Raw genomic sequence first — 24,854 nt, forward strand, 5'->3', positions numbered from 1 at the left:
CCTTATGGCTGTGTCAGCGGGGGTCCAGGTGAACGCCCTCGCGCTGCAAACGGTCCCGCAGCACGTCGATTTCAACGGTCAGATCGGTGCGGTCCTCCAGCAGCATCTTGCGGGTGCGGGCGGCAAAGTTTTCCTCAAGGTCGCGCAGCAGCGCCAGATAATCCTCGCGCGACCGGGGGTCGCCACTGCGCGTATAGATATCGGCAAACTTGATCGTGGCGTCGCGCGCGCCCATCAGATAGACGGTCAGATAGCGCCGCGCGCCGGTCAGGTCGCGGGGGTCTTCCTCAACCGTGCGGAAGAGATCGCGCGCCACCTCCTGAAAGGCCTCAACCCGCTGTTCGACCTCGCGGTCACGGGCGCGCAGAGCAGCATCCTTCATGGCCGAGAGATAGGTTTCCGCCTCTTCGACGACACGGGCGACCCGGTCGCGCTGGAAATCGTCGATGCCCTCGGCGCCCTTGTTGCGCAGGGGATCAAGCCCAAAGGCCGCCAGATGCAGGCCGCTCGCCGCCGCGGCATAGATCAGCGCCGTCAGCGCGCCGGGGTCCTGCCGCCAGGCGGCAAACAGCGCGCCGACACCGCAGAGCAGCGCGGCGAGGATCTTGCGGGGCAGGGCAGGGCGACGGGCGACCTTGCGATCGTCATAAGCGGCCTCGGCCCTCAGCCCGTCGCGCAGCAGATAGGCCGATCCGGCCCATGTCGCGGCCGCAAGCAGCCCAAAGGCGAGACCGGCAGCCCCCGAAAAAACGGACATCAGCGCGACCAGACCGGCAGGCAGCGCCATCAGATTGGCGCGTGCTCCGACCGGATCGACGCGGGCATTGCGATAGCTGCCAGAACTGGAGCCCGCGCCGCCCGACGCCGGTTCATCGGCGGCTTTCCGCTCTTGTTCGTCGGGACTGTATTTGCCGCCAAAACGCCGCGCCATGCGATCAGCCTCCGACCAGCCAGCCGGTTGCCAGACCGATCATCAGGATCAGCAAGGCCACAAAGGCGAGTTTCTGCACGTTTATTCCCCCGAGATGAGCGCTCCAAGCAATTGGAAACTTAGGATATGCAGCGCCATCTTGCTAGGGGGAAGTCTCAGGCCTTCGCCGCAGGGCCGTCTTTGGCGGTGGCTCAGCGCCGGGGCGGTTTGCCGCCACCGCGTGGGGCTGAACTGCGACCCGCATCACGGCCAGCTCCGCCGCCTGCGGGTTTGCCGCCGAATTTTCCGGTCGGTTTGCCTGTCGGCTTGCCCATCGGTTTTCCGGTCGGTTTGCCAGCTTGCTTGCCAGTCGGCTTTCCGGTCGGTCTGCCGCCCGGCGTCTCGGTGCTGCGACCCGCCGGTTTTCCGCCGGGCTTTCCGGCGAACCGGTCAGCGGGTTTGCCCTTGCCTGAAAATTTGCCGCCGGACGCGCCGCCAGGACCGGACTGGCCGGCGGGCCGGGCGCCTGAACGCTCTGCGGATTTGTCGCCAGAGCGGTCCGAGCCTGCAAATGAACGGCCCGCCGGTTTTCCGGCAGGTTTTCCGACGGGCTTGCCGCCTGGTTTTGTCGCTGGTCTTGCGCCGGCTTTCGTCGCTGGCTTGCCCGCCGGTTTCGCGGCACCGGGGCGCTGTCGTACCGGGCGGCCTGGGCGCTTGGGCTTGTCGTCTTCCTCGGTCTCGGGACCGGTCAGACCCAGCTGATCGCGCACCACACGCGGACGCAGCTCCTCGACTTCGCCTGGCTTCAGATTGCCCAGCTGGAACGGCCCATACGACAGGCGCAGCAGGCGGTTCACGGTGAACCCGATATCCTCAATGGCGCGGCGGATCTCCCGGTTCTTGCCTTCGCGCAGGCCAATGGTCAGCCAGGCGTTTGCGCCCTGCTGACGATCCAGCGCGACCGTCATCGGCTGAAATCTCTCTCCCTCGATCACGAGCCCCTGACGCAGCGGTTCAAAATCGCTGTCCTTCGGTCGGCCGTTGATCCGCACCCGGTAGCGGCGCAGCCAGCCGGTCGACGGCAGCTCCAGCTGCCGCTTGATGCCACCGTCATTGGTCAGCAGCAGCAGCCCCTCGGAGTTGAGGTCAAGCCTGCCGACCGTCATCACACGGGGCATGTCCTCGGGCAGCTCATCAAAGATGGTCCGGCGGTCCAGCTCGTCGCTGGTGGTGGTCACCAGCCCCGCTGGTTTGTGATACATCCACAGGCGCGGCGGCTCCGGATCCTGCATCGGCATGCCATCCACCACGATCCGGTCCTTGCCCAACACCACATTCAGCGCCGGGCTGTCGATGACCTTGCCGTTCACGGCGATACGCCCTTCGGCGATCATCTTTTCGGCCTCGCGCCGCGATGCAACACCGGCGCGCGACAGCACCTTTGCGATGCGGTCGCCGTCCGGGCTCTCGCCGGTTGCGGAGGGGGCGGTCGGTTTCTTGCTGGCGCGGGCTGGTTTCGCCGCTGCGGGGCGCTGGCCCTTGGGGGAGGATGGTGTTTTGCTCATACCTGAGGCCATAGATCATTCCGCGCGGTTGCGAAAGCTCCCATTCTGGGGCAGGGAGAGCTATGCCGTTTCGTTCTCATATGGATATTGCCCTTGCCGAGGCGCGCGCAGCCGCCGCGCGCGGCGAGGTGCCGGTGGGCGCCGTGCTGATCGCGCCGGATGGCCGTGTCGTGGCACAGGCGGGCAACCGCACCCGCGAACTGAACGACCCCACCGCCCATGCCGAGGTGCTGGTGATCCGTGCGGCCTGCGCCGCCGCCGGTTCCGAGCGGTTGACCGGTCACGACCTTTACGTGACGCTGGAACCCTGCGCGATGTGCGCGGCGGCGATTGCTGCCGCCCGCATCGGGCGTGTTTACTACGGGGCGTCCGATCCGAAATCCGGTGGCGTCGCCCATGGTGCCTGCGTGTTCTCGCACCCGCAGGCTCATCACGCGCCCGAGGTTTACGATGGCATTAGCGCAGAGCCGGCTGAAACCCTGCTGAAGGAGTTCTTTGCGGCGCGTCGCGCCGGGGACGGTTGACCGCGCTGATTTCCTGCCCGTAGCGTGGCGGCGCAGCGGGCCAGCAGATGAGCGGCCTGCACTGCCGAAAAGGGGGGCGAGTGATGAGCAAGGAATATCTGGCAGATGACGGGCAGCTGCGCTGTGGCTGGGCTGGATCCGCGCCCGAGTTTCTGGCCTATCACGATCAGGAATGGGGTTATCCGGTGGCAGATGATCGCCGCCTGTTTGAAAAGATCTGTCTGGAGAGCTTTCAATCCGGCCTGAGCTGGCGGACCATTCTGGCCAAGCGGGAGAACTTCCGCGCCGCCTTCCATGGTTTTGACTGGGACCGCGTGGCGGAATTTGGTCCGGCAGATGTGGAGCGCCTGTTGCAGGATGCAGGCATTGTCCGCCATCGCGGCAAGGTCGAGGCGGTGATCAACAATGCCCGGCGCGCGCAGGAGATGGTCAGGCAGGAGGGCTCGCTGGCGGCGTTTTTCTGGCGGTTTGAACCCGGTCCCGATGCGCAGGTGCCGCCGCAGACGGCCTCTATCACGCCGCAGTCCATCGCGCTGTCAAAAGAGCTGAAGAAACGGGGCTGGAAATTTGTCGGCCCCACCACCTGTTTTGCCTTCATGCAGGCGATGGGGCTGGTCAATGATCACGCGGAGCATTGCATCTGCCGCGCGCAGGCGGCCAGGGCGCGCGCCAGCTTTCAATCCCCGGCCTTATCCGGCGGCGAGTGATCAGGCCGCACGCGTGATCTTCGCGCTTTTGAGGTCAGCGCGCTACCAGGCTTTCGCGCGTGCCCGCGCCGCCCCGGCCGGGGCGGCGCCATGCCCAACGGGACCGGATCTGCACCGCAGACCGGGGTCCGGGCGGGAGCCTGTCGGCTAGACGTCGATTACGTCCAGAACCTGCGGCTCGATCACCGTCACATCCGGCAGCGCCTCGGCCAGTTTCTCGGCGCTCTGCTCAAGGATCGGGAACGTGCGGTAGTGGCAGGGGATCACGGTCTTGAAGTTGAAATACCGTGTCGCCGCATAGGCCGCCTGCGCCATATCCATGGTGAAATGCCCGCCCGCGCTCAGGATGCCGATGTCGGGTTTGTAGTAATCCCCCATCCAGTCCATATCGGCCATCAACCCGGTATCGCCCGAGATATAGAGCGTCTTGTTTTCACTCATCAGCATGTAGCCGACTTCGCTGCCCCCGGTGCGCAGCCCGTCCTGGGTGGCAAAGGTCGAGCTGTGCGAGGCAGGCACCATCGCCAGTTGCGGCCCGTCCAGATTGACAGTTCCGCCTTTGTTGAAGCCGATGGTGGTGACCTCCTCGGTCTCGCCCCAGATGCCCATCAGGTCATATTGCCCCACAATCGGCACATCCAGGCGTCGCGCCAGCGCCAGCACGTCGATCACATGGTCGAAATGCGCATGGGTCAGAATGATATGGGTGGCGCCGGTGATCGCGGCGTCATGCTGGTCCTCGGCGAGCATGGGATTGCCGGTGAGCCAGGGATCGACCAGTAGAACCTGCCCTGCGGTCTCGATGCGAAAACTGCCATGGCCCAACCAGATGATCTTCATGTTCTGTCTCCCTCAATACTGTTACGATCGGCCCCGCTGGCGCATCGTCTTGGCCTAAGCCTATCGCGCTTGGTGCGAAAATCCACTCGCCCGCGCTCCGTCACGCCGATTTCACCGGGGTTTCGCGCCGCCACAGGCTTGCGGCGGCGGCGGTGCGGCGGTAAATGCGTCCTAACACGAGATGAGGGTTTCCATGTCGATTGACCAAAGCACCGCCGCAAAAGTGGCCAAACTGGCCCGTATCAAGGTCGAAGAGGACGCGCTGCCAGCACTGGCGGATGAGTTCAACACCATCCTCGGCTTTATCGAGCAGCTGAACGAGGTGGATGTTGAGGGCGTCGAACCGATGACGTCGGTGACGCCGCAGCGCCTGAAACGCCGCGTCGACGAGGTGACCGATGGCAATCAGCAGGACAAGATCCTGGCCAATGCCCCCGATGCCCGCGAAGGGTTTTTTGCAGTGCCCAAGGTGGTTGAATAAGACATGACCGAACTCAACAAACTCACCCTGTCCGAAGCCCGTGACGCATTGCGCAAGGGCGAGACCACCTCTGTCGAGCTGACCAAGGCCTGCCTCAAGGCCATCGAGGCCGCAGATGCGCTGAACGCGTTTGTGCACAAGACGCCCGAGATCGCGCTGGAGCGCGCCAAGGCAGCAGATGCACGGATCAAGGCAGGCGATGCGCCCGCCATGTGCGGCCTGCCGATCGGCATCAAGGATCTGTTCTGCACCAAAGGTGTCGCCAGCCAGGCCGCCTCCGGCATTCTGGAAGGTTTCAAACCCGAATATGAATCCACCGTATCGCAGCAGCTGCAGGATGCAGGCGCTGTCATGCTGGGCAAGCTGAACATGGACGAATTCGCCATGGGCTCGTCCAATGAAACCTCCGTCTATGGTAACGCGGTCAGTCCCTGGCGGCGCGGCAATGATACTGCCGAGCTGACACCGGGCGGCTCCTCCGGCGGCTCCGCAGCGGCCGTGGCTGCGGATCTGTGCCTAGCGGCTACCGGCACCGACACTGGCGGCTCGATTCGCCAGCCGGCCGCCTTTACCGGGATCACGGGCATCAAGCCCACCTATGGGCGCTGCTCGCGCTGGGGGGTGGTGGCCTTTGCCTCCTCCCTGGATCAGGCGGGCCCGATGACCAAATCGGTGCGCGATGCGGCAATGATGCTTGAGGCGATGTGTGGCCACGACCCCAAGGACAGCACCAGCGCCGATCTGGCGGTGCCGAACTTCGAGGCGATGCTGACCGGCGATATCAAGGGCAAGAAAATCGGTATCCCGCGTGAATACCGCATGGATGGAATGCCCGGCGAAATCGAGAAACTCTGGTCCGAAGGCGCCGAGATGCTGCGTGCCGCCGGGGCCGAGATCGTCGATATCTCCCTGCCGCACACCAAATACGCCCTGCCTGCCTATTACGTGATCGCGCCGGCCGAGGCCTCCTCCAACCTCGCGCGCTATGACGGTGTGCGCTATGGCCAGCGCGCGGCGCTGGAGGCGGGCGATGGCATTACCGAAATGTACGAAAAAACCCGCGCCGCAGGCTTCGGCCATGAGGTGCAGCGCCGCGTGATGGTGGGGACCTATGTTCTCTCGGCCGGTTTCTACGACGCCTATTACAACCGCGCCCGCAAGGTCCGCACCCTGATCAAGAAAGACTTCGAAGACGTCTTCGCCCAGGGCATTGACGCGATCCTGACCCCGGCGACACCTTCGGCCGCCTTTGGCCTCGGCGAAATGATCGACGCGGATCCGGTGCAGATGTATCTCAATGACGTCTTTACCGTCACCGTGAACCTCGCCGGTCTGCCCGGCATTTCGGTTCCGGCCGGTGTTGATGCGCAGGGCCTGCCGCTGGGGCTTCAGCTGATTGGCCGCCCCTGGGAAGAGGGCGATCTGCTGAATACGGCCTATGCGCTGGAAGGGGCCGCCGGTTTTGTGGCCAAGCCGGCCCAATGGTGGTAAACCCTGTCCTGATCTGAGCAGAACCAACAGGTGGTGATCATGCGTCTATTCCGGTCCATCTTGGCGACCAGCAGTCTTGTGCTGCTGGCTGCGTGCCAGCCTCCGGTGCCTGAAAGTGGCCCCGAGGCCGGATTTGGCTCCAGCCCCTTTGACCGGGCACCGGCGACAGGCACCACGATTAATGGCGATCCGCTGGTGCCGCCGGTCCGCGTCGCAACCGAGAGCTTGCCGGGCAGCGCGCAGCCCGCCCCCCGCATCGCAGCCGCAGGCGGCAGCGCCGGATCCCTCGCACCCGCGACCGGCAGCAGCGACGATATTGCCCGCGAAACCGCCGCGGCCCTCGCGGCTGCACGCGGCAACTCGGGCACCGCACCGATCGAGGCCAGCCCGTCAAACCCGGCACCGGCCCTTGCGGGCAATCCGCGGATCTCCGACGAGAATGATTTCGATGCGGTCGCCTCGCGCCAAAGCATCGAAAGCGATGCCGAGCGTCTGGCCCGTCAGCGCGCCCAATATCAGGTGGTCAGCCCCACCGCAGTGCCCGAACGCAGCGGCGACCGCGATCCCAATATCGTGCGCTATGCGCTCAGCACCTCCAACCCGCGTGGGCAGCGGATCTATTCACGCTCCGGCTTCAACCTGGCGGCCCGCTCCTCGCGCAACTGCGCCGGATTTGCCTCGCCGGAACTGGCCCAGATTGCCTTTCTCGAAGCGGGCGGCCCGAAACGTGACCGCCAGGCGCTTGATCCCGATGGGGACGGCTACGCCTGCGGCTGGGATCCAGCGCCCTATCGGCTTGCGGTGCAGAACTGAGGCGGCTGGCGCCTCATGACACCTCCGCCGACCTCTGCTGACACCGGGACGGATGCCATCTGGCACCCCAGTCCCAATTTCACTGCGCGCCGCCATGATCTGACGCCGCATCTGGTTGTGCTGCATTACACCGCGATGGACAGTCCCGAGGTCGCATTGGAGCGGCTCTGCGACCCGCGGTACGAGGTGTCGGCCCATTACCTGATCGCCGCTGACGGACGGCTGTGGCAGATGGTCAGGGAGGCCGACCGCGCCTGGCATGCCGGCGCCGGGGAATGGTGCGGGCAGGAGGATATCAACTCCCGCTCGATCGGGATCGAATTGGACAACCGGGGCGATCATCCGTTTTCCGCAGCCCAGATGAACCGGCTGGAGGAGCTGCTGCGGGCTGTGCTGTTGCGCTGGCGGATCCCGGCCTCCGGTGTGATCGGGCATTCCTGCATGGCGCCGGGGCGCAAATGTGACCCGGGCGCCCGCTTTGACTGGGCGCGGCTGGCCAGACAGGGGCTGGCCAGCGCCGTGCCGGGTGCTGCGGCGCGGCCAGAGACCGACGTCGGGATGGACTGCTTTCGCGCTCTGGCGCGGCGGCGTGGCTTTACGGCGGATGTGGATGACGCCACCCTGCTGCAGGCGGTGCGCCTCAGATTCCGGCCATGGCAGACCGGTCCCTTGACCGACAGGGACGTCCTGCCGCTGCTGACCGATGCGTCCCGGGCAGAGGCCTGAGCGAGGCTCTGCCTCGCGCTCCGGGATATTTGACGCCAGAAGATAGAGAGCGTCCCGGCATCTTCTGGCCGCAAATATCCTGGGGGTGAGCGCCGCAGGCGCGAGGGGGCAACGCCCCCGGTGCACTATCCGCTTGACCTTGGGCGCAGTAGTTTCTACCCCAACCCCTGCGCAGAGGGCCGGACGGCCGCGGGGGGCCGCAAGGCGTCGCGAGGAAAGTCCGGACTCTACAAAACAACGGTGCCGGGTAATGCCCGGGCAGAGCGATCTGACGGAGAGCGCCACAGAAAACAGACCGCCCATATGCGCCTGCCTGTCAGGTGATCCCATGTGGGTAAGGGTGAAACGGTGGGGTAAGAGCCCACCGCGCCGCTGGCAACAGGGGCGGCACGGCAAGCCCCACCGGGAGCAATGCCAAATAGGACCCCCGCGCGGGCCGGTCGGCGTCAGCCGATACCGCCGCTAGGCATGTTTTGGCCAAGAGGGGTCGGGTTGGCAGCTGGAGGTGCACAGCAATGTGCATCCTAGATGAATGGTCGTCGAAGGGGCCCTGGCCCTGGAACAAAATCCGGCTTACAGGCCCTCTGCGCAAAATATCCCCTCGAATCCTATTGACTCGCGGGGTGGTGCAGGTAAAAGCGCACGCTCATATAGGAATTTACCGAGAGGCCCCTGCCTTTTCGGACGCAGGAGAATACCATGGCGAAGCCGACCACAATCAAGATCCGCCTGAACTCGACCGCGGGCACGGGCCACTTCTACGTGACCAAGAAAAACGCACGCACCATGACCGAGAAAATGGTTGTGCGGAAGTACGACCCGGTCGTGCGCAAGCACGTTGAATACAAAGAAGGCAAAATCAAATGAGCCTCTTGGTGTTGCGCTGCCTCCGGCCGCGACACCGCCCCCGATATTCGGGACAGTAGATCAGAAGGGTCGCACCAGGGTGCGGCCCTTTTTCGTGTGGCCGCGCTGTTGCCTGACTGACCTGGCGCCACTGACCGGTCGCCGCTGGCCGGGCTGCCGGTCGCGCGCATTTTATGAAAATTCGGTAAATGAAAACACCGAAGGCGCGCCGGATCGGCCCGAAAATGCCACATTTGGCCGTCACATATGTCCTGGGATGTGGGTGAGAGAGTGGGTCCGGGATGCAGCGCCAGAAGCGCGCGGTTTCGGAAGTTCACAGCACCACAGGTCGGCTCGGGGGAGCGGCCATGACAGGAGGCGACGGTGGGGTCGCCTCCTGTTTTTCGTTGTGGCCGCAGATCAGCGGCGCCACTCGGCCATGACCATCACAGGCAGCAGGCCCATACGCTGCATCAGCGCCGCAGAGGCGGTGTTGAAGGGGGCGTATGTGGTTGCGATCACCGGAACGCCCTTGGCCGCCACAGAGCGCTTCATATCGGTGATCAGCGCGGTTGCGACACCCATGCGCTGCCAGCTCTTGGCGACGGCGACATGGTGCAGCATGGCGCGGGTCTCGGCCCTGCGGACGGGGAGGGCAGGGCGCTCCTCGATGCCATAGATGACATAGCCCATGATCCGCCCCTGCGGGCTGACGGCGGCGCGGGCGGTCAGGCTTGGCTCGCTCAGCCATGTCTCAAGCCAGCGGGCCAGCGCTGCACCATCAGGATCGGCCGGGTAGCGGTCAGGCTGGTGGGTGACATGCAGCGCGTGCAGCTCTTGCAGCAGCGGGACAATGCGGTGCGCCTCTTTTGGGGCGATATCAATCAATCTCATCGGGGTCTCAAATTCGTTGCGTGACATGTCCCGGCCGCAACCGCAGCGCGGGCAAAGAAAAAGGGCGGATCGTGATGATCCGCCCCGGTCTTGGTTGGCTCTGGAAGGTGTCGCGTTATTCGCGGTTTCCAAGCAGCTGGAGCAGCATCATGAACATATTGATGAAGTCCAGATAGAGGCTCAGCGCGCCCATGATGGCGGATTTCGCCAGCCATTCCTGGTCGCCCATATGGGCGTGCTGGAGATAGTCGTTCTTGATCCGCTGGGTGTCATAGGCGGTGAGGCCCGCAAAGATCAGCACGCCAATCACCGAGATCGCAAAGGCCATTGCCGACGACGCCAAGAAAATGTTGACGATAGACGCCACGATCAGGCCGATCAGGCCCATGATCAGGAAAGCGCCCATGCCGGAGAGGTCTTTCTTGGTGGTGTAGCCCACCAGCGACAGGCCCGCAAAGGCGATGGAGGTGATCAGGAACACCTGCACGATGCTTTCGCCGGTGAACACCAGGAAGATCGAGCTGATCGACAGGCCCATCACGGTGGCGAAGACGTAGAACAGCAGCTGGACGCCCGCGGCCGACATGCGGTTCGCGGCGGCGCCGATGCCAAACACAAAGGCCAGCGGGGCAAACATGATCACCCACTTAAGCGGCGAGGCGTAAAGCGCATAGCCGATGCTGGTCAGGTATTTATCGGCGCTCAGCTGGGCTGCGGCATTGGCCGGATCGGAGGTCACCGCCAGGCCGGAGATGGCCCAGGCAGCCAGAAATGTAATGAATGTGCCCACGGCCATGGTGCCGTAGACCTTGTTCATATGGGCGCGCAGGCCCGCATCGATCTCCGCAGAGCGTGCGCCCGCTGTGGACCGGATGGTGTCAAACTGTGCCATGTATCATGGTCTCCGTCTTTAAACTCCCTCGCGCAGGTTTCCTGCTGCGTGCAGAGACCTGGCGTTCCTCGCAAATATCGGGTGAAGCGGGGCGCGGTTCAAGGCCGTAGACCGAAGTTTCGGTGGAATTATCGACAAAAAACCTGGGATGTTTGGCGAGGGCTTGCACAGAACCAGACCAAAGTGTTCCGGATCCGGGTCCGCGCCCCCTCTGAGATCGCCCTGAGGCAGTTTTCACAACTTGGGCGTGCGGTTCTGTTGGTGCTGTCTGGCGACCCTGTTGCAGGCTAACATATGAACCCACAAAAGACGCACAAAGTTTCCATCTTCACGGCATCGCCACAGGTGGCCGCCGGTCGTGCGTCGGCGACACCTCCGGTGACGGTCCCAGAGAGTTCCTTGACTCCCAACCTTGATCCGGGGGCAGACTGTTGGGGGTGCAAAAGGCCCGCAGCGCGGACCTCTTTTCGTATTAGGCTTGGTGTGAGCCTTGTCGGCGCGTCGCCTTTAGCGGGTCCAGCTGCTCGGCGCGTCCCAGATCGGGCGGCGGGCCTCTGCCTGGGCTTCGGTCTTGCTGATGCCCATGTCGTCCAACGCGCTTTGATCAAGCGTGGCCAGCATCCGGCGTTCGCGCCAGATGGCGAGGCGTTGGGCAACGGTTGCGAGGAACGAGCGGCGGGGCGCGCAGGTGCAGTTGCGCAGGCTGTTGTCCATATAGGTCATGATTTTTGTCCTTTTCTGGAACTCTGATGAGGTTGCAGTGTCTGATCAATTCTATTGATGTATATGGCGGAGTGTGATTGATATGAAAAACGAATGTTTATGATTTAAACCATCAGGGATTGTGATGATGCGAAATCTCGATATTACCACGCTGCGCTCGTTTGTGGCGGTTGCGGACAATGGTGGGGTGACCCGCGCGGCCGGTTTTCTGCATCTGACCCAATCGGCGGTCTCCATGCAGCTGAAGCGGCTGGAAGAGCTGTTGGGCCTGCAACTGCTGGACCGTTCTGGCCGCACCATTGCGCTGACCGCATCGGGCGAGCAGCTGCTGGCCTATGCGCGCCGGATGGTGGCACTGAATGACGAGGTAATCGGGCGGCTCACCGATCAGGCCTATGAAGGTGAAATCGTTCTCGGCGTGCCGCATGACATTGTCTACCCGGCGATCCCGCAGGTGCTACAGCGGTTCAACGCCTCATTTCCACGGGTGAAGGTGCAGCTGATCTCCAGCTATACCCGCTCTTTGAAAGAGCAGTTTTCGCGCGGTGAATGCGATCTGATCCTGACCACCGAAACCGCCACCTCGGAAAACGGCGAAACGCTGGCCAAGCGGCCGCTGTGCTGGATTGGTGCGCCCAATGGATCGGCCTGGCGGCAGCGCCCGCTGAAACTGGCCTTTGGCCGCTATTGCACCTTCCGGCCCAAGGTGGTGAGCGCGCTGGACGCCGCCGGGATCGCCTGGGAAATGGTGGTGGAGACCGATAGTGACCGCACGATCGAGGCAACGGTCAGCGCCGATCTGGCGATCCACACCATGATCGAGGGCACCGAGCCGCCGCATCTGCTACAGATCGACCACGGTGGCAGCCTGCCGGATCTGCCGATCCAGCTGATCAACCTCTATGGGGCAGAAACCTCGGGCTCTCCGATGGTGACCGAACTTGCCTTTCTGGTGCGGAAGGCCTTTCGCAACATCAGTACACCGCTGGCGGCGGCGCAGTCCCATTGGACCGCAGCCTGAGACCTGGGCCCCAAGGATCGCACCCCAAGGATCGCGCTCTGAGGCTGCCCTGCGCAGCGGCGGCTGCCGTCGCCTAGGCCTCTGGCCGGATCATGATCACCACCTTGCCGGTGGCTTTGCGGTTGCGTAGCAGCTCCAGCCCTGCGTCAGTCTCCTCCAGCGGCAGGCGGTGGCTGATGTGCGGGCGCAGCGAGCCGTCACGATACCAGTCGATCAGCCGCGTGATGGCGCCCCTGACCACCGCCGGGTGGCTCTTCAGGTAGCCGCCAAAGTAAAACCCGATAACGCTGAGGTTCTTCACCAGCAGGAGGTTCGCCGGGATCTGTGGCACCTCGCCGCCGGCAAAGCCGATGGGCAGCAGCCGCCCGCCCGGGTTGGTAGACCGAAAGGCCGCTTGCCAGACATCGCCGCCAATCGCCTCATAGACCACATCGGCCCCGCCCAGATCCTTGACCGCCTGCCGCAGATCCTCGTCGGCGTCGATCAGATGATCCGCGCCCGCCGCCTTGGCCACGGCCAGCTTCTCGGCTCCACGCGCATGGGCGATCACCCGCGCGCCCAGACGTTTGCCGATTTCCACAGCCGTCAGCCCGACACCACCGGCAGCGCCGGTGACCAGCAGGGTTTCCCCCGGCTGCAACCGCGCACAGTGATCCAGCGCAACCAGTCCGGTGCCATAGGTGATCTGAAACGCCGCCGCATCGGCAAAGGACATCTCATCGGGGATCCGCGTGACGCGATCGGCCGCAAACACCCCGGCCTCCGCCAGCCCGCCCTGACCGGAAAACACCGCCACCCGATCGCCAACCGCCAGCCCCTCCACATCAGGGCCAAGCGCCTGAATGACGCCCGCCAGTTCCAAACCGGGAATAAATGGCAGGTCCGGCGTATCCTGATATTTGCCACGGAGCAGAAGAAGATCGGCAAAGTTCAACCCACAGGCGTGTATTGCAACTGCAACTTCTCCGCTTCCCGGTGATCCTACGTCAACTTCTGCGATAGTCGGGGAAATGTCAAAACTGCTGACACTGTAGGCGCGCATATCATTTTTCCATATCTGGCATGGGGTAAGGTGATTCTGAATGGCCAAACCATGCCAGATTCGCCTTCAGATCACCTCACTATTTATGGGGAGGTGGAGAACATGTGTAAAACATGCAAAAAAGTGAAATAAAATTGGTACATGAAATCATGCGTTTGCCGCACAGGTGCTGACCCCGGCGAGAGTGAACGCTTGAATTCAACCGTTAAGGTCGTACACTCAACTCCAATGGGAGCGCCTTGTCGTTTGTCCAGAAACCCGTCGGGTTTTTTGGCAACATTGGCACCACGCGGTATTTGCCGGGTGGGCGGGGGTTTAAAAAGGCGGTTAGGGTGGCACCCAGTTTTGTAAATCTTAGGAGAAACGCATGGCTCATCCAGTGGACGTGCACGTGGGGAAACGTATCCGGCATCGCCGGTGGCTCATCGGCATGACGCAACAGCAGCTCGCAGAGCTGGTTGGTATTAAATTTCAACAGATCCAGAAATATGAAACCGGTGCAAACCGGGTCAGCGCCTCCCGGCTCTGGGATATTTCCGACGCGCTCAGCGTGCCGGTCAGCTTCTTTTTTGAAGGTCTGCAAGATGATGATGCCCCGGCATCGGACAAGGCACGCGTGCCTGACGATCTGATGGGCGACAAGGAGGCATTGGATTTGGTGCGCTCCTACTATGCGATTCCTGAAAACCAGCGCCGTCGTCTGTTCGAACTGGCGCGCGTGCTCAGCGACGCAGCCTGATTTTCCCGCCTCAAGTGGGGGCTTGGGGCTTGAAATATGCGCGGTTGAATGTCACCCCTTCGGGTATGACTTCAGCCGCGTTCTCAGATCTGGACGTTGCCCATCGGATGGCCGATGCCGCACGTCAGGCGATCCTGCCCTATTTCCGCTCAGCCGGGCTGCAATCCGACAACAAGCTGGACGAAGGTTTCGATCCCGTCACCATCGCCGACCGGGCCGCCGAACAGGCGATGCGCGCGGTGCTTTCGCAACTCAGGCCCGAGGACGGCATCCTCGGCGAGGAATACGGCGAGACCCGTGGCCAGTCCGGGCGCATATGGGTGCTGGACCCGATCGACGGCACCCGTGGCTTTATCAGTGGCACCCCGACCTGGGGGGTGCTGATTGCCCTTGGCGATGCGGATGGCCCTTTCCTCGGCATCATTGATCAACCCTATATCGGTGAGCGGTTCATTGGTACGCCCGAGGGGGCCAGTCTGACCGGCCCGCTGGGGGAGGTCGCACTCAGCACCCGCAAGACATCGGATCTGTCGGCGGCTACGCTGTTCACCACCTTTCCCGAAGTCGGCAGCGCAGCGGAACGCGCCGCCTTCCAGCGGGTCGCCAGCGAAGTGCAGCTGACCCGCTACGGGATGGATTGCTACGCCTATGCGCTGCTGGCCGCCGGGCAATGTGACCTGGTGATCGAGGCCGGGCTCAACGCCTACGACATCCAGGCGCCGATCGCGGTCATCGAGGCCGCCGGTGGCGTGGTGACCAACTGGCAGGGGGAGCCTGCGCATGAGGGCGGTCAGGTCCTGGCCGCAGCCACCGCCGAGCTTCATGCCGCGGCGCTTGCCCTGATCCGCAAAACCACTTGAAACGACCTCGGGCAATCCATTAGGGTTCGGCCACGCGCCGAGTCCTTTGCCCATATTCTGTCGGCGCGCCATCACACTTCTGAACCGAAATGGGCGGCCTGACGGAGTGTGACCTGTGCCTGAAATTCTGATCGAAGATATTGATATCGCGCTGACAATGGATGATCAGCGCCGCCAGCTGACCCATGCCGATCTGCGGATCCGCGACGGGGTGATCGCCGAGATCGGCAGCGATCTCACCACGGAGGGCGAGCGGATCAGCGGCCGGGGCTGCGTGGTGACCCCGGGCCTTGTGAACACCCATCATCATCTCTATCAGAATCTCACCCGCGCGGTGCCCGGCGCGCAGGACGCGCTGCTGTTTGGCTGGCTCAAACGGCTCTATCCGATCTGGTCGGCCTTCACCCCCGATGACATCCATGTCTCCGCCCAGCTGGGGCTGGCCGAACTGGCCTTCTCGGGCTGCACGCTCACCTCCGATCACCTCTACCTCTATCCCAATGGCACCCGGCTGGAGGACAGCATCGAGGCGGCGGGTGATATTGGTCTGCGCTTCCAGCCGACGCGCGGCGCCATGAGCATCGGCGAAAGCGCGGGCGGCCTGCCGCCGGACAGTCTGGTCGAGGAGGAACACGCCATTCTCGACGATATGATCCGGGTGGTGGACCGGTTCCACGATCCCGCCGAAGGCTCCATGTGCCGGGTGGCGCTGGCGCCCTGTTCACCGTTTTCCGTCAGCCGCGAACTGATGCGCGACACTGCGCTTCTGGCCCGCGACAAGGGGGTGATGCTGCACACCCATCTGGCCGAAAACGACGAGGATATCGCCTATTCCCTGGCGCAGTTCGGCTGCCGTCCCGGCCAATATGCCGAAGATCTGGGCTGGACCGGCCCCGACGTCTGGCATGCCCATTGCGTGAAACTGGATGCCGGGGAAATCGACCTCTTTGCCCGGACCGGAACCGGTGTTGCCCATTGCCCCTGTTCCAACTGCCGCCTTGGCAGCGGCATCGCGCCGCTGCGCGCCATGCGCGATGCGCAGGTGCCGGTTGGTCTCGGCGTGGATGGATCGGCCAGCAATGATATGGCCAGCCTGATCAGCGAAGCCCGTCAGGCGATGCTCTTGCAGCGGGTCGCACAGGGGGCTGATGCCATGAGCGCCTATGAGGCGCTGGAGATTGCCACCCGTGGCGGCGCGGAGGTGCTGGGGCGGCGCGATGTCGGCCAGCTGGCGGTGGGCAAACGTGCCGATATCGCGATCTGGGACGTGACCGGCATCGCCTCCAGCGGCAGCTGGGATCCGGCGGCGCTGCTGCTGGCGGGGCCGGCGCAGGTGAAACATCTCTTTGTCGAAGGGCGCCAGATCATCCGCGATGCCATGCTGGCGACCGTGGATCTGCCAGACCTTCTTGAACGGCACCAAAAAGCCACCACACGGCTGATGCAGCTGGCCTGACGACAGCTGGCCTGACGCAGCTGACCAGATCGGCGACAGCGCGCGGCGCTCATCTTCTGGCCCGAAATATCCCCGCCGGAGGCAGAGGCGCATCAGCGCCTCTTTCCCCCTCGGTGCCCGGCTCAGCTGCGCGCGCCGTTGATCCAGACCTCGGTCACCGCCCGGTCATCGCCCATCATGATGGTGGCAAAGACCGCCTCCCAGAGATCGCGCGCGCCCGCGCAGCGCTGCGCAATCGCCGGGGTCGAGGCCAGATCCAGGACCACCAGATCGGCCTCCATGCCGGGGGCGAGATTGCCGATCTGGGCCTCCATGCGCAGCGCGCGGGCCGAGCCTTGGGTGGCCAGCCACAGCAATTGTGCAGCATGCAGCGGCGTGCCGCGCAGCTGGCCGATTTCATAGGCCGCCGCCATGGTGCGCAGCATCGAGAAACTGGAGCCACCACCGGTATCCGTCGCCAGACCAATGCGTTGCCCCTCAGCCATCAGCCCGGCCATGTCGAACAGCCCAGACCCGATGAAGGTATTGGAGGTTGGACAATGCACCAGCGCGGCGCCAACCTCGCGCAGACGGGCACGCTCGCGGTCTTCCAGATGGATCGCATGACCGTAGAGGCCACCTTCGCCCAGCAGGCCAAATTGCTCATAGGTGTCCAGATAGTCCCGGGCCTCGGGAAACAGCGATTTCACCCAGGCAATCTCGTCGGTCTGCTCGCTCAGATGGGTCTGCATCAGGCAGTCGGGGTGCTCGGCCCAAAGCGCGCCCATCGCCTCCAGCTGTTCGGGGGTCGAGGTGGGCGAGAACCGTGGCGTGATCGCATAGGACAGCCGGTCCACGCCATGCCAGCGGCCAATCAATGCAGCGCTGTCGTCATAGGCCGATTGCGCGGTGTCGCGCAGGCCTTCGGGGGCGTTGCGGTCCATGCAGGTCTTGCCCGCAACCACGCGCTGCCCGCGCGCCTGCGCGGCGCTGAAAAACGCCTCCACGCTTTCGGGGTGGATGGTGCAGTAGCTGCACATCGTGGTGGTGCCATTGGCCCGTGTCAGATCCAGATAGCGGCCTGCGATTTCATCGGCATAGCCACGGTCGCCAAAACGCATCTCCTCGGGGAAAGTATAGCTGTTCAGCCAGTCGATCAGCCGCTTGCCCCAGCTGGCAATGATCGCGGTCTGCGGGAAATGCACATGGGCATCGACAAAGCCGGCGAGGATCAGGTGGTCGCCATGATCCACCAGGCTGGCGGAGGGGTGGGCCTTGCGCAGCGCATCAGCCGCGCCCAGTTCCAGCACCTTGCCGCCACCAATCGCCACCGCTTCATGCAGCGTCGCCGCAGCCTCGGGGTGGTCGCCCTCAAACGGGTCTCCCGCAAATGACAGGACCTGCCCCCGTAAGATAAATTCTGCCTGCATCCAACGCGGTCCTTTCTTGCCAAACTGCGATGCGCAGGATACGCGCAGCGACATCGACGGTAAATTACGTCATTGTCATTGTTTTTCGGTAACAGCTTCTTTTATTCCAGAAGCAATCACCAAAAGGGGCCTCGGAATGATCGCAGATGACCAAAAAGAGCCAGTCGATGCCACATTCGAGGATGCCTACGAGCTGGACCGCAAACGGGTTGCCCAGATTCTGGAGGCGGTGGAGGCCGATGACCAGCCTCAGCTGACCGAGCTGATGGAGCCGCTGCACGCCGCTGACATCGCCGACCTTCTGGAACAGATCAGCGCCTACGAACGTGGCCGCCTGATCCGCCTTTATGACCGCGAATTCGACGGCGAGATCCTGTCGGAACTGGATGAATCAATCCGCGAAGAGGTGATTTCGCTGCTGGCGCCGCAGGTTCTGGCCGAGGCGGTGCGCGACCTCGAAAGCGATGATGTGGTCGACCTTCTGGAGGATCTGGAAGAGCCTCAGCAGGCGGCCATCCTCAATACGCTCGAAGATGCCGACCGGGTCGCGGTGGAGCAATCGCTGAGCTACCCGGAGAATTCCGCCGGCCGTCTGATGCAGCGCGAGGTGGTGATGGCCCCCGACCACTGGACGGTGGGGCAGGCGATTGATTTCATGCGTGAATCCGAACACCTGCCGGATCAGTTCTACCATGTGGTTCTGGTCGACCCGCGGCTGCACCCGGTGGGCAATGTCACGCTTGGCCGTATCATGTCCTCGAAACGGGAGGTGCGGCTGAGCGAGATCGTCGAAGACACCTTTCAGATCATTCCCGCCGATCAGGACGAAGAAGACGTCGCCTATGCCTTCAACCAGTATCACCTGATTTCGGCCCCGGTTGTCGATGACGAGGGGCGGCTGGTTGGTGTCATCACCATGGATGACGCTATGATCGTGCTGGATGAGGAACATGAAGAAGACATCCTGCGTCTGGCCGGTGTCGGTGAAGGCAGCCTGGCCGACCGGGTCATGGCCACAACGAAGCAACGCTTTCCCTGGCTGGCGGTGAATCTGGCAACGGCGATTCTGGCCTCGCTGGTGATTGCCCAGTTCGAGGCGACGATTGCGGAATTTGTGGCGCTGGCGGTGCTGATGCCCATTGTGGCCTCGATGGGTGGCAATGCCGGCACCCAGTCGCTGACCGTGGCGGTGCGCGCACTGGCCACCCGCGACCTCACCGGCTCCAACGTCTGGCGGGTGATCCGGCGGGAGGTCCTGGTGGGGCTGGTGAACGGCCTCGCCTTTGCGCTGATCATGGCCGTTGTCGGCATCCTCTGGTTTGGCTCACCCATGCTGGGCGTCGTGATCGCCGTCGCTATGGTGATCAATCTGGTCGTCGCAGGGCTGGCGGGGACAGCGGTGCCGATTATTCTGGAGAAAATCGGCGTCGACCCGGCGCTGGCCTCCGGCGCCTTTGTGACGACGGTCACGGATATCGTTGGTTTCTTTGCCTTTCTCGGGCTGGCCGGGGTGTTGCTGCTCTGATCCTGCCCGCTGTTGCTGCCCGTCCGGGTGGTGTTCACTTGCTTTGACAGGAGCCGCATCATGGATGACCTCACCCAGATCAAGGCCGACGCCCGCAAGGCCGCCTTTCAGCGCCGCAAGGCCGCCTTTGACATGAATAAGCCCGGTGTCGCGGGGCATCTCTCGGAGGTGCTGGCAGGCTATCGCGGCGTGCCGCTGTCGGGCTATATGCCGATCCGCACCGAGATCGACCCGCTTCCTGCGATGGCGGAAGCCGCCGCTCATGGCCCTGTTGGTGTGCCGGTGATCAAGGCGAAGGATACACCGCTGAACTTCAGCCGCTGGCAGCCTGATGGCGCGCTGCGCGACGGTCCCTTTGGGGCAAAGGTGCCGGAGGTCGATGACTATTTCGAACCGGAAATCCTGATCGTGCCGCTGGTCGCCTTTGATGCGCGCGGCGGGCGGCTGGGCTATGGCGGCGGCTTTTATGACCGCACTCTTGAGCTGCTGCGGGCCAAACGTCCAACCCTCGCCATCGGTTTTGCCTTTGACGCGCAGGAGGCCGAAAGCCTGCCGCTGGAGCCCACCGACCAGCCGCTGGACATGCTGATCACCGAAAGCCGGGTGTTGCAGTTCAGCTGACACCCGCTGCGACGGGCCAAGGGTTTGTCAAAAAACCTTGGCAAAACTTTTCAAAAAGTTTTGCACCCGCAACGCGGCTCTTGTCCTGAGCCTTGCAACGGCGTACCACGCGGCAATGCGACTATTATTTCTTGGCGATGTCATGGGCCGTGCGGGACGCAAGGCCATTTCCGAACACCTCCCGCAGATGCGCAAGGACTGGCGGCTCGATTTTGTCGTGGTCAATGGCGAGAATGCCTCAAACGGTATGGGGCTCAATGGCGAACACGCCAAGCTGCTGCTGGATGCCGGGGCCGATTGCCTGACGCTTGGCGATCATGCCTTTGACCAGAAGGACATGTTGCAGGCCATTGAGAAAGAGCCGCGCATCATCCGGCCGCTGAATTTTGCCAAAAACGCGCCGGGGCGCGGCTACCGGCTGTTCAATGCTCCGGGTGGGCGCAAGGTGCTGGTGGTGCAGGCACTGGGGCAGGTGTTCATGAAACGGGCCTATGACGATCCCTTCGGCGCCGTTGAGGCGGTGCTGAAATCGCACCCGCGTGGCGGATTGGCGCAGGCGGTGATCGTGGATATGCACTGCGAGGCCACCTCCGAGAAGATGGCGATGGGCCATTTCTGCAATGGCCGCGCGTCGCTGGTGGTGGGCACCCATACCCATGTGCCGACGGGCGATGCGCAGATCCTGTCGGAGGGTACCGGCTATCTGACCGATGCTGGCATGTGCGGCGATTACAATTCGGTGATCGGCATGGAGAAAGCCGAACCAATGCGCCGTTTCCTCACCGGCATGCCCAAGAACCGCTTTACCCCGGCCGAAGGCCCGGCAACCCTGTCGGGTGTTTTTGTCGAAACCGATGATCGCACCGGGGCGGCCAAATCGATCCGCATGATCCGGGTCGGCGGCCTTCTCGAGCAGGCAACTCCCTGACGCTGGCCACCCGATCCAGGCCCCCTAGTGCAGGCCACGGCAACCCCGCCCGTTCCATGCGCGAAATCTGGGCAGGCGGGGCGGGATATTCGCCCGCCAAACCCCTCAAATTCCGAAGCTTATTCGCAAAGGACCGCTAAATAGGGACCAGATGCTCCCATCGTGTTGCGAAACACTTGCCTCCGGTGACCGGATCAGGTTCACTCCCTTGGGCCGCGCGATATGCGAGGCGGTTCGCGCAGTTCTTTCAGGTCGCCGATGATTGATCTCTCAACCTCTTGGATGTCTTTACCCCTGATGCAGTTCATTCCCCTTGGCGAAACCGGTGGCGCGGTTCTGACGTTGCTGATCGTGGTGGCCATGTTTGCCGCTTTCCTGCGGGAAACCTTCCCGACCGAGGTGGTGGCGCTGGCCGGTGTCTCGGCGATGCTGGCAACCGGCGTTCTGCCCTATCAGGCGGCATTGCCCGTGCTGTCGAACCCGGCGCCCTGGACCATTGCGGCCATGTTCATCATCATGGGCGCGCTGGTGCGCACCGGCGCGCTGGATGCCTTTACCGCGCAGGCCCGCAAACAGGCCGAGGTCAATCCGAAACTGGCCATTGCGCTCTTGATGGTCTTTGTCGTTGCCGCCTCGGCGGTGGTGTCGAATACGCCGGTAGTGGTGGTGATGATCCCGGTGTTCATCCAGATCGCCCGCACAATGAACGTTTCCGCCTCCAAGATGCTGATCCCGCTCAGCTATGCGGCCATCCTGGGCGGCACGCTGACGCTGATCGGCACCTCTACCAACCTGCTGGTTGACGGTGTCGCGCGGGCGCAGGGGCTGACGCCTTTCACCATCTTCGAAGTGACACCGCTTGGCATCATTCTGGTGATCTGGGGCATGATCTACCTGCGCTTCATCGCGCCGCGCCTGCTGCCGGATCGCAGCAGCATGGCCAGCCTGCTCAGCGACCGGTCCCGCATGAAATTCTTCACCGAGGCGGTGATCCCCCCGGACAGCAACCTGATCGGCCGCGAAGTCACCGGCGTGCAGCTGTTCAAACGGCCCGGCGTCCGTCTGGTCGATGTCATTCGCGGCGATATCTCGCTGCGCAACGCGCTGAAAGGGGTTGAGCTTCAGGTCGGCGACCGCGTGGTGCTGCGCACCCAGATGACCGAACTCCTCAGCCTGCAACGCAACAAGGAACTGAAGCGCGTCGATCAGGTCTCCACCGTGGAAACCACAACCGTGGAGGTGCTGATCACCCCCGGATGCCGCATGGTGGGACGGTCGCTCGGCGCGATGCGCCTGCGGCGGCGCTATGGCGTTTATGTGCTGGCGGTGCATCGGCGCAATCAGAACATCGGTGTGCAGCTTGAGGATCTGGTGGTGCGCGTAGGCGATACCCTGCTGCTGGAAGGCAATGTCGAGGATATCCAGCGACTGGCCGCCGATATGGATATGGCCGCCGTCTCGCAACCCTCGGTGCGCGCCTATCGCCGGCGCCACGCCCCCATTGCCATTGCCGCGCTGATCGGGATCGTGCTGCTCGCCGCGCTCAATGTGGCGCCAATCCTGCTGCTGTCGGTGCTGGCCGTCTCCACCGTGCTGATCACCCGCTGCATCGACGCGGATGAGGCTTTCTCATTTGTCGATGGGCGCCTGCTGACGCTGATCTTTGCCATGCTCGCGATCGGGGCCGCCCTGGAAAGCTCGGGTGCGGTGCGTCTGATCGTGGATGCGGTGGCCCCCTCGCTGTCGCTGCTGCCGCCGTTCCTGCTGGTCTGGGCCGTCTATCTGTTGACCTCGATCCTGACCGAGCTGGTCTCCAACAATGCCGTGGCGGTGGTGGTCACGCCGATTGCGGTCGGGCTGGCACAGGCCATGGGCATTGATCCGCGCCCGCTGGTGGTTGCGGTCATGGTTGCGGCCTCGGCCTCTTTTGCGACGCCAATCGGCTATCAGACCAATATGCTGGTCTACGGTCCGGGCGGTTACAAATTCACCGACTTCCTGCGCGTTGGAATTCCACTGAACTTCAGCGTCGGCCTTCTGGCCTCCATCCTCATTCCCTTCTTCTGGCCGCTTTAAAAACGGCCGGTAAGGGTTTGTTAACCAAGAGTTACCGCAGGTTTTGGCCGCTCATGCGATGGCGCGGGACCGGCCTGCCTGACGACCGGTAAACAGGCAGCCGCCCAGAAAGCTGCCCTCCAGCGCGTTGTAGCCGTGATAGCCGCCACCGCCAAAGCCTGCGACCTCTCCGGCGGCAAACAGTCCCTGCACCGGCGTGCCATCGGCGCCAATCAGCTGCCCGTCAAGATCGGTCTGCAAACCGCCCAGTGACTTGCGGGTCAGGATATTCAGCCGCACCGCGATCAGCGGCCCATTGGCGCGGTCCAGAATCCGATGCGGCTTGGCGGTGCGGATCAGCCGGTCGCCCCGGTAGTTGCGCGCGGCATTGATGGCGATGATCTGCGCATCCTTGGCAAAGGGATTGTCGGCCTGGGCATCGCGCGCTTCGATCTGATGCCGCAGGTGGGTTTCCTCCAGCGCGACATCGCCGATCTCATTCATGCCCGCCACCAGCTCGCTCAGCGTGTCGGCCACCACAAAATCCGCACCATGTTTCTTGAAGGCCTCAACCGGGGCAGGGGCCTTGCCCCGCGACAACAGCCGGGCGCGCAGCACCTCGCCCCATTTGCCGGAGGTGAGATCGGGGTTCTGTTCGGACCCCGACAGGGCGAATTCCTTTTGGATGATCTTCTGGCTCAGGATGAACCAGCTGTAATCATGGCCCGTCTTGAGGATCTCGCGCAGCGTGCCCAGCGTGTCGAACCCCGGCAGATAAGGCGTAGGCAGCCGGTCGCCTCTGGCGTCAAACCACATCGACGATGGCCCGGGCAGAATGCGGATGCCGTGGTTGGGCCAGATCGGATCCCAGTTGCGCAGCCCTTCGGTGTAATGCCACATCCGGTCGGCATTGATGACATGGCCGCCCGCCGCCTGCGCAATCGGGATCATCCGCCCATCGACGTGAAAGGGCACGCCTGCCACCATGCGGCGCGGTGCAGGTCCCAGCCGCTCCACCGGCCAGTTCTGGCGCACCGCATCCAGATTGCCGCCAATCCCGCCCGAGGCGACCAGCACCGAGGGCGCATAGACCTCGAATTCGCCGATTTCCTGACGGTTGGTGCGGGCCCCCTGCGGCGCGTCATCTGCCGCCAAGACCTCGCCGGAGACACCTTTGACAGTGCCGCCCTGAGTGATGATATGGCTCACCTGATGGCGAAAGCGCGGCTGGATCAGACCAGCCTCGATATGGGCTTCGACCCGCGCGGCAAAGGGGGCGACCACCCCCGGTCCGGTGCCCCAGGTCAGGTGAAAGCGCGGCACCGAATTGCCATGCCCCTCGGCGTCGCCACCGCCCCGTTCAGCCCAGCCGACCACTGGAAACCAGCGCATCCCCAGACCATGCAGCCAGGCCCGCATCTCGCCGCTGGCAAAGTCCAGATAAGCGCGCGCCCAGCGTTGCGGCCAATGGTCTTCGGGGCGGTCAAACTGGGCGCTGCCGAACCAGTCGCGCCGCGCCAGATCGGGACAGTCGCGAATGCCCATGCGGCGCTGCTCGGGCGTGTCGATCATGAACAGCCCGCCCAGGCTCCAATGCGCCTGACCGCCCAGGAAATGCGCAGGCTCCTGATCCAGCAGGATCACCCGCTTGCCCCGGTCGCCCAGTTCGGCTGCCGCCACCAGCCCGGCCAGCCCGGCCCCGACGATGATCACATCTGCGCTGTTGTCCGTCGGCTGTCCCATGGCGTGCCTCTGCTGTTGGTCCCGGTTGTGGGATCAGCCTAAG

The 24,854-nt window shown here is 63.6% G+C and carries 24 protein-coding genes and 1 other RNA gene; 16 read left to right on the forward strand and 9 right to left on the reverse strand.

Annotation, left to right across the window (positions count from 1 at the left end):
• Positions 1–13: 13 nt before the first annotated feature.
• Positions 14–931 carry a 5-bromo-4-chloroindolyl phosphate hydrolysis family protein gene (locus tag VWZ81_RS03025; RefSeq protein WP_416542061.1) on the reverse strand — a complete coding sequence of 306 codons (918 nt, stop codon included), beginning with the start codon at positions 929–931 and terminating at the stop codon, positions 14–16.
• Positions 932–1,122: 191 nt separating this feature from the next.
• On the reverse strand, positions 1,123–2,475 hold the full coding sequence (locus VWZ81_RS03030) for a pseudouridine synthase (RefSeq protein ID WP_416542062.1): 1,353 nt from the start codon (positions 2,473–2,475) through the stop codon (positions 1,123–1,125).
• Between the two features lie 62 nt (positions 2,476–2,537).
• Between VWZ81_RS03030 and VWZ81_RS03035 the strand changes: the two genes are divergently transcribed.
• Together VWZ81_RS03035 and VWZ81_RS03040 are read left to right on the forward strand one after the other, a co-directional pair.
• Complete coding sequence (locus tag VWZ81_RS03035) at positions 2,538–2,999, forward strand: nucleoside deaminase (protein ID WP_340546073.1); 462 nt, start codon at positions 2,538–2,540, stop codon at positions 2,997–2,999.
• Between the two features lie 83 nt (positions 3,000–3,082).
• Entirely contained in the window at positions 3,083–3,706 is a 624-nt protein-coding gene (locus tag VWZ81_RS03040; RefSeq protein ID WP_416542063.1) for a DNA-3-methyladenine glycosylase I, read from the forward strand.
• A gap of 147 nt (positions 3,707–3,853) precedes the next feature.
• On the opposite strand, the gene VWZ81_RS03045 is transcribed toward VWZ81_RS03040, so the two are convergent.
• On the reverse strand, positions 3,854–4,546 hold the full coding sequence (locus VWZ81_RS03045) for a metal-dependent hydrolase (RefSeq protein ID WP_340546071.1): 693 nt from the start codon (positions 4,544–4,546) through the stop codon (positions 3,854–3,856).
• Between the two features lie 193 nt (positions 4,547–4,739).
• Here VWZ81_RS03045 and gatC point away from each other — a divergent pair, with 193 nt between their 5' ends.
• From gatC to rpmG, 6 genes are all read left to right on the forward strand, one after another.
• Positions 4,740–5,027, forward strand: coding sequence for an Asp-tRNA(Asn)/Glu-tRNA(Gln) amidotransferase subunit GatC (gatC, locus tag VWZ81_RS03050; RefSeq protein ID WP_008561736.1), 288 nt, complete (start codon positions 4,740–4,742; stop codon positions 5,025–5,027).
• 3 nt (positions 5,028–5,030) lie between these two features.
• Complete coding sequence (gatA, locus tag VWZ81_RS03055; RefSeq protein ID WP_416535091.1) at positions 5,031–6,518, forward strand: Asp-tRNA(Asn)/Glu-tRNA(Gln) amidotransferase subunit GatA; 1,488 nt, start codon at positions 5,031–5,033, stop codon at positions 6,516–6,518.
• A 39-nt stretch (positions 6,519–6,557) separates the two neighbouring features.
• The gene (locus VWZ81_RS03060; protein ID WP_416542064.1) at positions 6,558–7,331 is read left to right on the forward strand and encodes a hypothetical protein; all 774 of its coding nucleotides are present in this window, start codon (positions 6,558–6,560) and stop codon (positions 7,329–7,331) included.
• Positions 7,332–7,346: 15 nt separating this feature from the next.
• Complete coding sequence (locus tag VWZ81_RS03065; protein ID WP_416542065.1) at positions 7,347–8,057, forward strand: N-acetylmuramoyl-L-alanine amidase; 711 nt, start codon at positions 7,347–7,349, stop codon at positions 8,055–8,057.
• Positions 8,058–8,228: 171 nt separating this feature from the next.
• An RNA gene (gene rnpB, locus VWZ81_RS03070) (RNase P RNA component class A) lies at positions 8,229–8,649 on the forward strand.
• Between the two features lie 107 nt (positions 8,650–8,756).
• Positions 8,757–8,924: a 50S ribosomal protein L33 gene (rpmG, locus tag VWZ81_RS03075; RefSeq protein ID WP_007814563.1), complete on the forward strand. Its 168-nt coding sequence runs from the start codon at positions 8,757–8,759 to the stop codon at positions 8,922–8,924.
• A gap of 399 nt (positions 8,925–9,323) precedes the next feature.
• Here rpmG and VWZ81_RS03080 read toward each other — a convergent pair whose 3' ends face one another.
• The 3 genes from VWZ81_RS03080 to VWZ81_RS03090 all read right to left on the reverse strand — a co-directional run bounded on the left by VWZ81_RS03080 (position 9,324) and on the right by VWZ81_RS03090 (position 11,412).
• Complete coding sequence (locus tag VWZ81_RS03080; protein ID WP_416535094.1) at positions 9,324–9,797, reverse strand: GNAT family N-acetyltransferase; 474 nt, start codon at positions 9,795–9,797, stop codon at positions 9,324–9,326.
• Positions 9,798–9,912: 115 nt separating this feature from the next.
• Positions 9,913–10,689: a Bax inhibitor-1 family protein gene (locus VWZ81_RS03085; protein ID WP_340546067.1), complete on the reverse strand. Its 777-nt coding sequence runs from the start codon at positions 10,687–10,689 to the stop codon at positions 9,913–9,915.
• Between the two features lie 507 nt (positions 10,690–11,196).
• Positions 11,197–11,412, reverse strand: a complete 216-nt coding sequence (locus tag VWZ81_RS03090; RefSeq protein WP_340546065.1) for a DUF1127 domain-containing protein — start codon at positions 11,410–11,412, stop codon at positions 11,197–11,199.
• A gap of 127 nt (positions 11,413–11,539) precedes the next feature.
• Between VWZ81_RS03090 and VWZ81_RS03095 the strand changes: the two genes are divergently transcribed.
• Positions 11,540–12,433 carry a LysR family transcriptional regulator gene (locus VWZ81_RS03095; RefSeq protein WP_416535096.1) on the forward strand — a complete coding sequence of 298 codons (894 nt, stop codon included), beginning with the start codon at positions 11,540–11,542 and terminating at the stop codon, positions 12,431–12,433.
• 73 nt (positions 12,434–12,506) lie between these two features.
• On the opposite strand, the gene VWZ81_RS03100 is transcribed toward VWZ81_RS03095, so the two are convergent.
• On the reverse strand, positions 12,507–13,475 hold the full coding sequence (locus VWZ81_RS03100; protein ID WP_416542066.1) for an NADPH:quinone oxidoreductase family protein: 969 nt from the start codon (positions 13,473–13,475) through the stop codon (positions 12,507–12,509).
• 367 nt (positions 13,476–13,842) lie between these two features.
• On the opposite strand from VWZ81_RS03100, the gene VWZ81_RS03105 reads away from it, so the two are divergent.
• From VWZ81_RS03105 to VWZ81_RS03115, 3 genes are all read left to right on the forward strand, one after another.
• On the forward strand, positions 13,843–14,214 hold the full coding sequence (locus VWZ81_RS03105) for a helix-turn-helix domain-containing protein (protein WP_340546062.1): 372 nt from the start codon (positions 13,843–13,845) through the stop codon (positions 14,212–14,214).
• Between the two features lie 65 nt (positions 14,215–14,279).
• Positions 14,280–15,074, forward strand: coding sequence for a histidinol-phosphatase (gene hisN, locus VWZ81_RS03110; protein WP_340546336.1), 795 nt, complete (start codon positions 14,280–14,282; stop codon positions 15,072–15,074).
• Between the two features lie 115 nt (positions 15,075–15,189).
• Positions 15,190–16,530: an 8-oxoguanine deaminase gene (locus tag VWZ81_RS03115; RefSeq protein WP_416542067.1), complete on the forward strand. Its 1,341-nt coding sequence runs from the start codon at positions 15,190–15,192 to the stop codon at positions 16,528–16,530.
• A gap of 122 nt (positions 16,531–16,652) precedes the next feature.
• Here VWZ81_RS03115 and guaD read toward each other — a convergent pair whose 3' ends face one another.
• Entirely contained in the window at positions 16,653–17,939 is a 1,287-nt protein-coding gene (gene guaD, locus VWZ81_RS03120) for a guanine deaminase (protein ID WP_340546060.1), read from the reverse strand.
• 136 nt (positions 17,940–18,075) lie between these two features.
• On the opposite strand from guaD, the gene mgtE reads away from it, so the two are divergent.
• The 4 genes from mgtE to VWZ81_RS03140 all read left to right on the forward strand — a co-directional run bounded on the left by mgtE (position 18,076) and on the right by VWZ81_RS03140 (position 23,089).
• Positions 18,076–19,464 carry a magnesium transporter gene (mgtE, locus tag VWZ81_RS03125; protein WP_416535100.1) on the forward strand — a complete coding sequence of 463 codons (1,389 nt, stop codon included), beginning with the start codon at positions 18,076–18,078 and terminating at the stop codon, positions 19,462–19,464.
• A gap of 60 nt (positions 19,465–19,524) precedes the next feature.
• Entirely contained in the window at positions 19,525–20,085 is a 561-nt protein-coding gene (locus VWZ81_RS03130) for a 5-formyltetrahydrofolate cyclo-ligase (protein ID WP_416542068.1), read from the forward strand.
• A gap of 115 nt (positions 20,086–20,200) precedes the next feature.
• Complete coding sequence (locus VWZ81_RS03135; protein WP_340546057.1) at positions 20,201–21,013, forward strand: TIGR00282 family metallophosphoesterase; 813 nt, start codon at positions 20,201–20,203, stop codon at positions 21,011–21,013.
• A 297-nt stretch (positions 21,014–21,310) separates the two neighbouring features.
• On the forward strand, positions 21,311–23,089 hold the full coding sequence (locus tag VWZ81_RS03140) for an SLC13 family permease (protein WP_340546056.1): 1,779 nt from the start codon (positions 21,311–21,313) through the stop codon (positions 23,087–23,089).
• Between the two features lie 51 nt (positions 23,090–23,140).
• Here VWZ81_RS03140 and VWZ81_RS03145 read toward each other — a convergent pair whose 3' ends face one another.
• Positions 23,141–24,811 (reverse strand): FAD-binding dehydrogenase, encoded by a 1,671-nt coding sequence (locus tag VWZ81_RS03145; RefSeq protein WP_416542069.1) that lies wholly within the window; start codon positions 24,809–24,811, stop codon positions 23,141–23,143.
• Between the last annotated feature and the right edge of the window lie 43 nt (positions 24,812–24,854).

Origin of the sequence: Phaeobacter sp. JH20_34, from assembly GCF_048056095.1 — a bacterium.
Taxonomy (GTDB): domain Bacteria; phylum Pseudomonadota; class Alphaproteobacteria; order Rhodobacterales; family Rhodobacteraceae; genus Phaeobacter; species Phaeobacter bryozoorum.

Coding starts and splice junctions, on each gene's coding strand:
- VWZ81_RS03095 (WP_416535096.1), top strand. CDS start 11,540: ATGCGAAATCTCGATATTACCACGCTGCGCTCGTTTGTGGCGGTTGCG.
- rpmG (WP_007814563.1), top strand. CDS start 8,757: ATGGCGAAGCCGACCACAATCAAGATCCGCCTGAACTCGACCGCGGGC.
- VWZ81_RS03145 (WP_416542069.1), bottom strand. CDS start 24,811: ATGGGACAGCCGACGGACAACAGCGCAGATGTGATCATCGTCGGGGCC.
- VWZ81_RS03105 (WP_340546062.1), top strand. CDS start 13,843: ATGGCTCATCCAGTGGACGTGCACGTGGGGAAACGTATCCGGCATCGC.
- VWZ81_RS03130 (WP_416542068.1), top strand. CDS start 19,525: ATGGATGACCTCACCCAGATCAAGGCCGACGCCCGCAAGGCCGCCTTT.
- VWZ81_RS03060 (WP_416542064.1), top strand. CDS start 6,558: ATGCGTCTATTCCGGTCCATCTTGGCGACCAGCAGTCTTGTGCTGCTG.
- VWZ81_RS03030 (WP_416542062.1), bottom strand. CDS start 2,475: ATGAGCAAAACACCATCCTCCCCCAAGGGCCAGCGCCCCGCAGCGGCG.
- VWZ81_RS03045 (WP_340546071.1), bottom strand. CDS start 4,546: ATGAAGATCATCTGGTTGGGCCATGGCAGTTTTCGCATCGAGACCGCA.
- VWZ81_RS03135 (WP_340546057.1), top strand. CDS start 20,201: ATGCGACTATTATTTCTTGGCGATGTCATGGGCCGTGCGGGACGCAAG.
- gatA (WP_416535091.1), top strand. CDS start 5,031: ATGACCGAACTCAACAAACTCACCCTGTCCGAAGCCCGTGACGCATTG.
- VWZ81_RS03025 (WP_416542061.1), bottom strand. CDS start 931: ATGGCGCGGCGTTTTGGCGGCAAATACAGTCCCGACGAACAAGAGCGG.
- mgtE (WP_416535100.1), top strand. CDS start 18,076: ATGATCGCAGATGACCAAAAAGAGCCAGTCGATGCCACATTCGAGGAT.
- VWZ81_RS03065 (WP_416542065.1), top strand. CDS start 7,347: ATGACACCTCCGCCGACCTCTGCTGACACCGGGACGGATGCCATCTGG.
- hisN (WP_340546336.1), top strand. CDS start 14,280: ATGACTTCAGCCGCGTTCTCAGATCTGGACGTTGCCCATCGGATGGCC.
- VWZ81_RS03080 (WP_416535094.1), bottom strand. CDS start 9,797: ATGAGATTGATTGATATCGCCCCAAAAGAGGCGCACCGCATTGTCCCG.
- gatC (WP_008561736.1), top strand. CDS start 4,740: ATGTCGATTGACCAAAGCACCGCCGCAAAAGTGGCCAAACTGGCCCGT.
- VWZ81_RS03090 (WP_340546065.1), bottom strand. CDS start 11,412: ATGACCTATATGGACAACAGCCTGCGCAACTGCACCTGCGCGCCCCGC.
- VWZ81_RS03100 (WP_416542066.1), bottom strand. CDS start 13,475: ATGCGCGCCTACAGTGTCAGCAGTTTTGACATTTCCCCGACTATCGCA.
- VWZ81_RS03140 (WP_340546056.1), top strand. CDS start 21,311: ATGCAGTTCATTCCCCTTGGCGAAACCGGTGGCGCGGTTCTGACGTTG.
- VWZ81_RS03085 (WP_340546067.1), bottom strand. CDS start 10,689: ATGGCACAGTTTGACACCATCCGGTCCACAGCGGGCGCACGCTCTGCG.
- VWZ81_RS03040 (WP_416542063.1), top strand. CDS start 3,083: ATGAGCAAGGAATATCTGGCAGATGACGGGCAGCTGCGCTGTGGCTGG.
- guaD (WP_340546060.1), bottom strand. CDS start 17,939: ATGCAGGCAGAATTTATCTTACGGGGGCAGGTCCTGTCATTTGCGGGA.
- VWZ81_RS03035 (WP_340546073.1), top strand. CDS start 2,538: ATGCCGTTTCGTTCTCATATGGATATTGCCCTTGCCGAGGCGCGCGCA.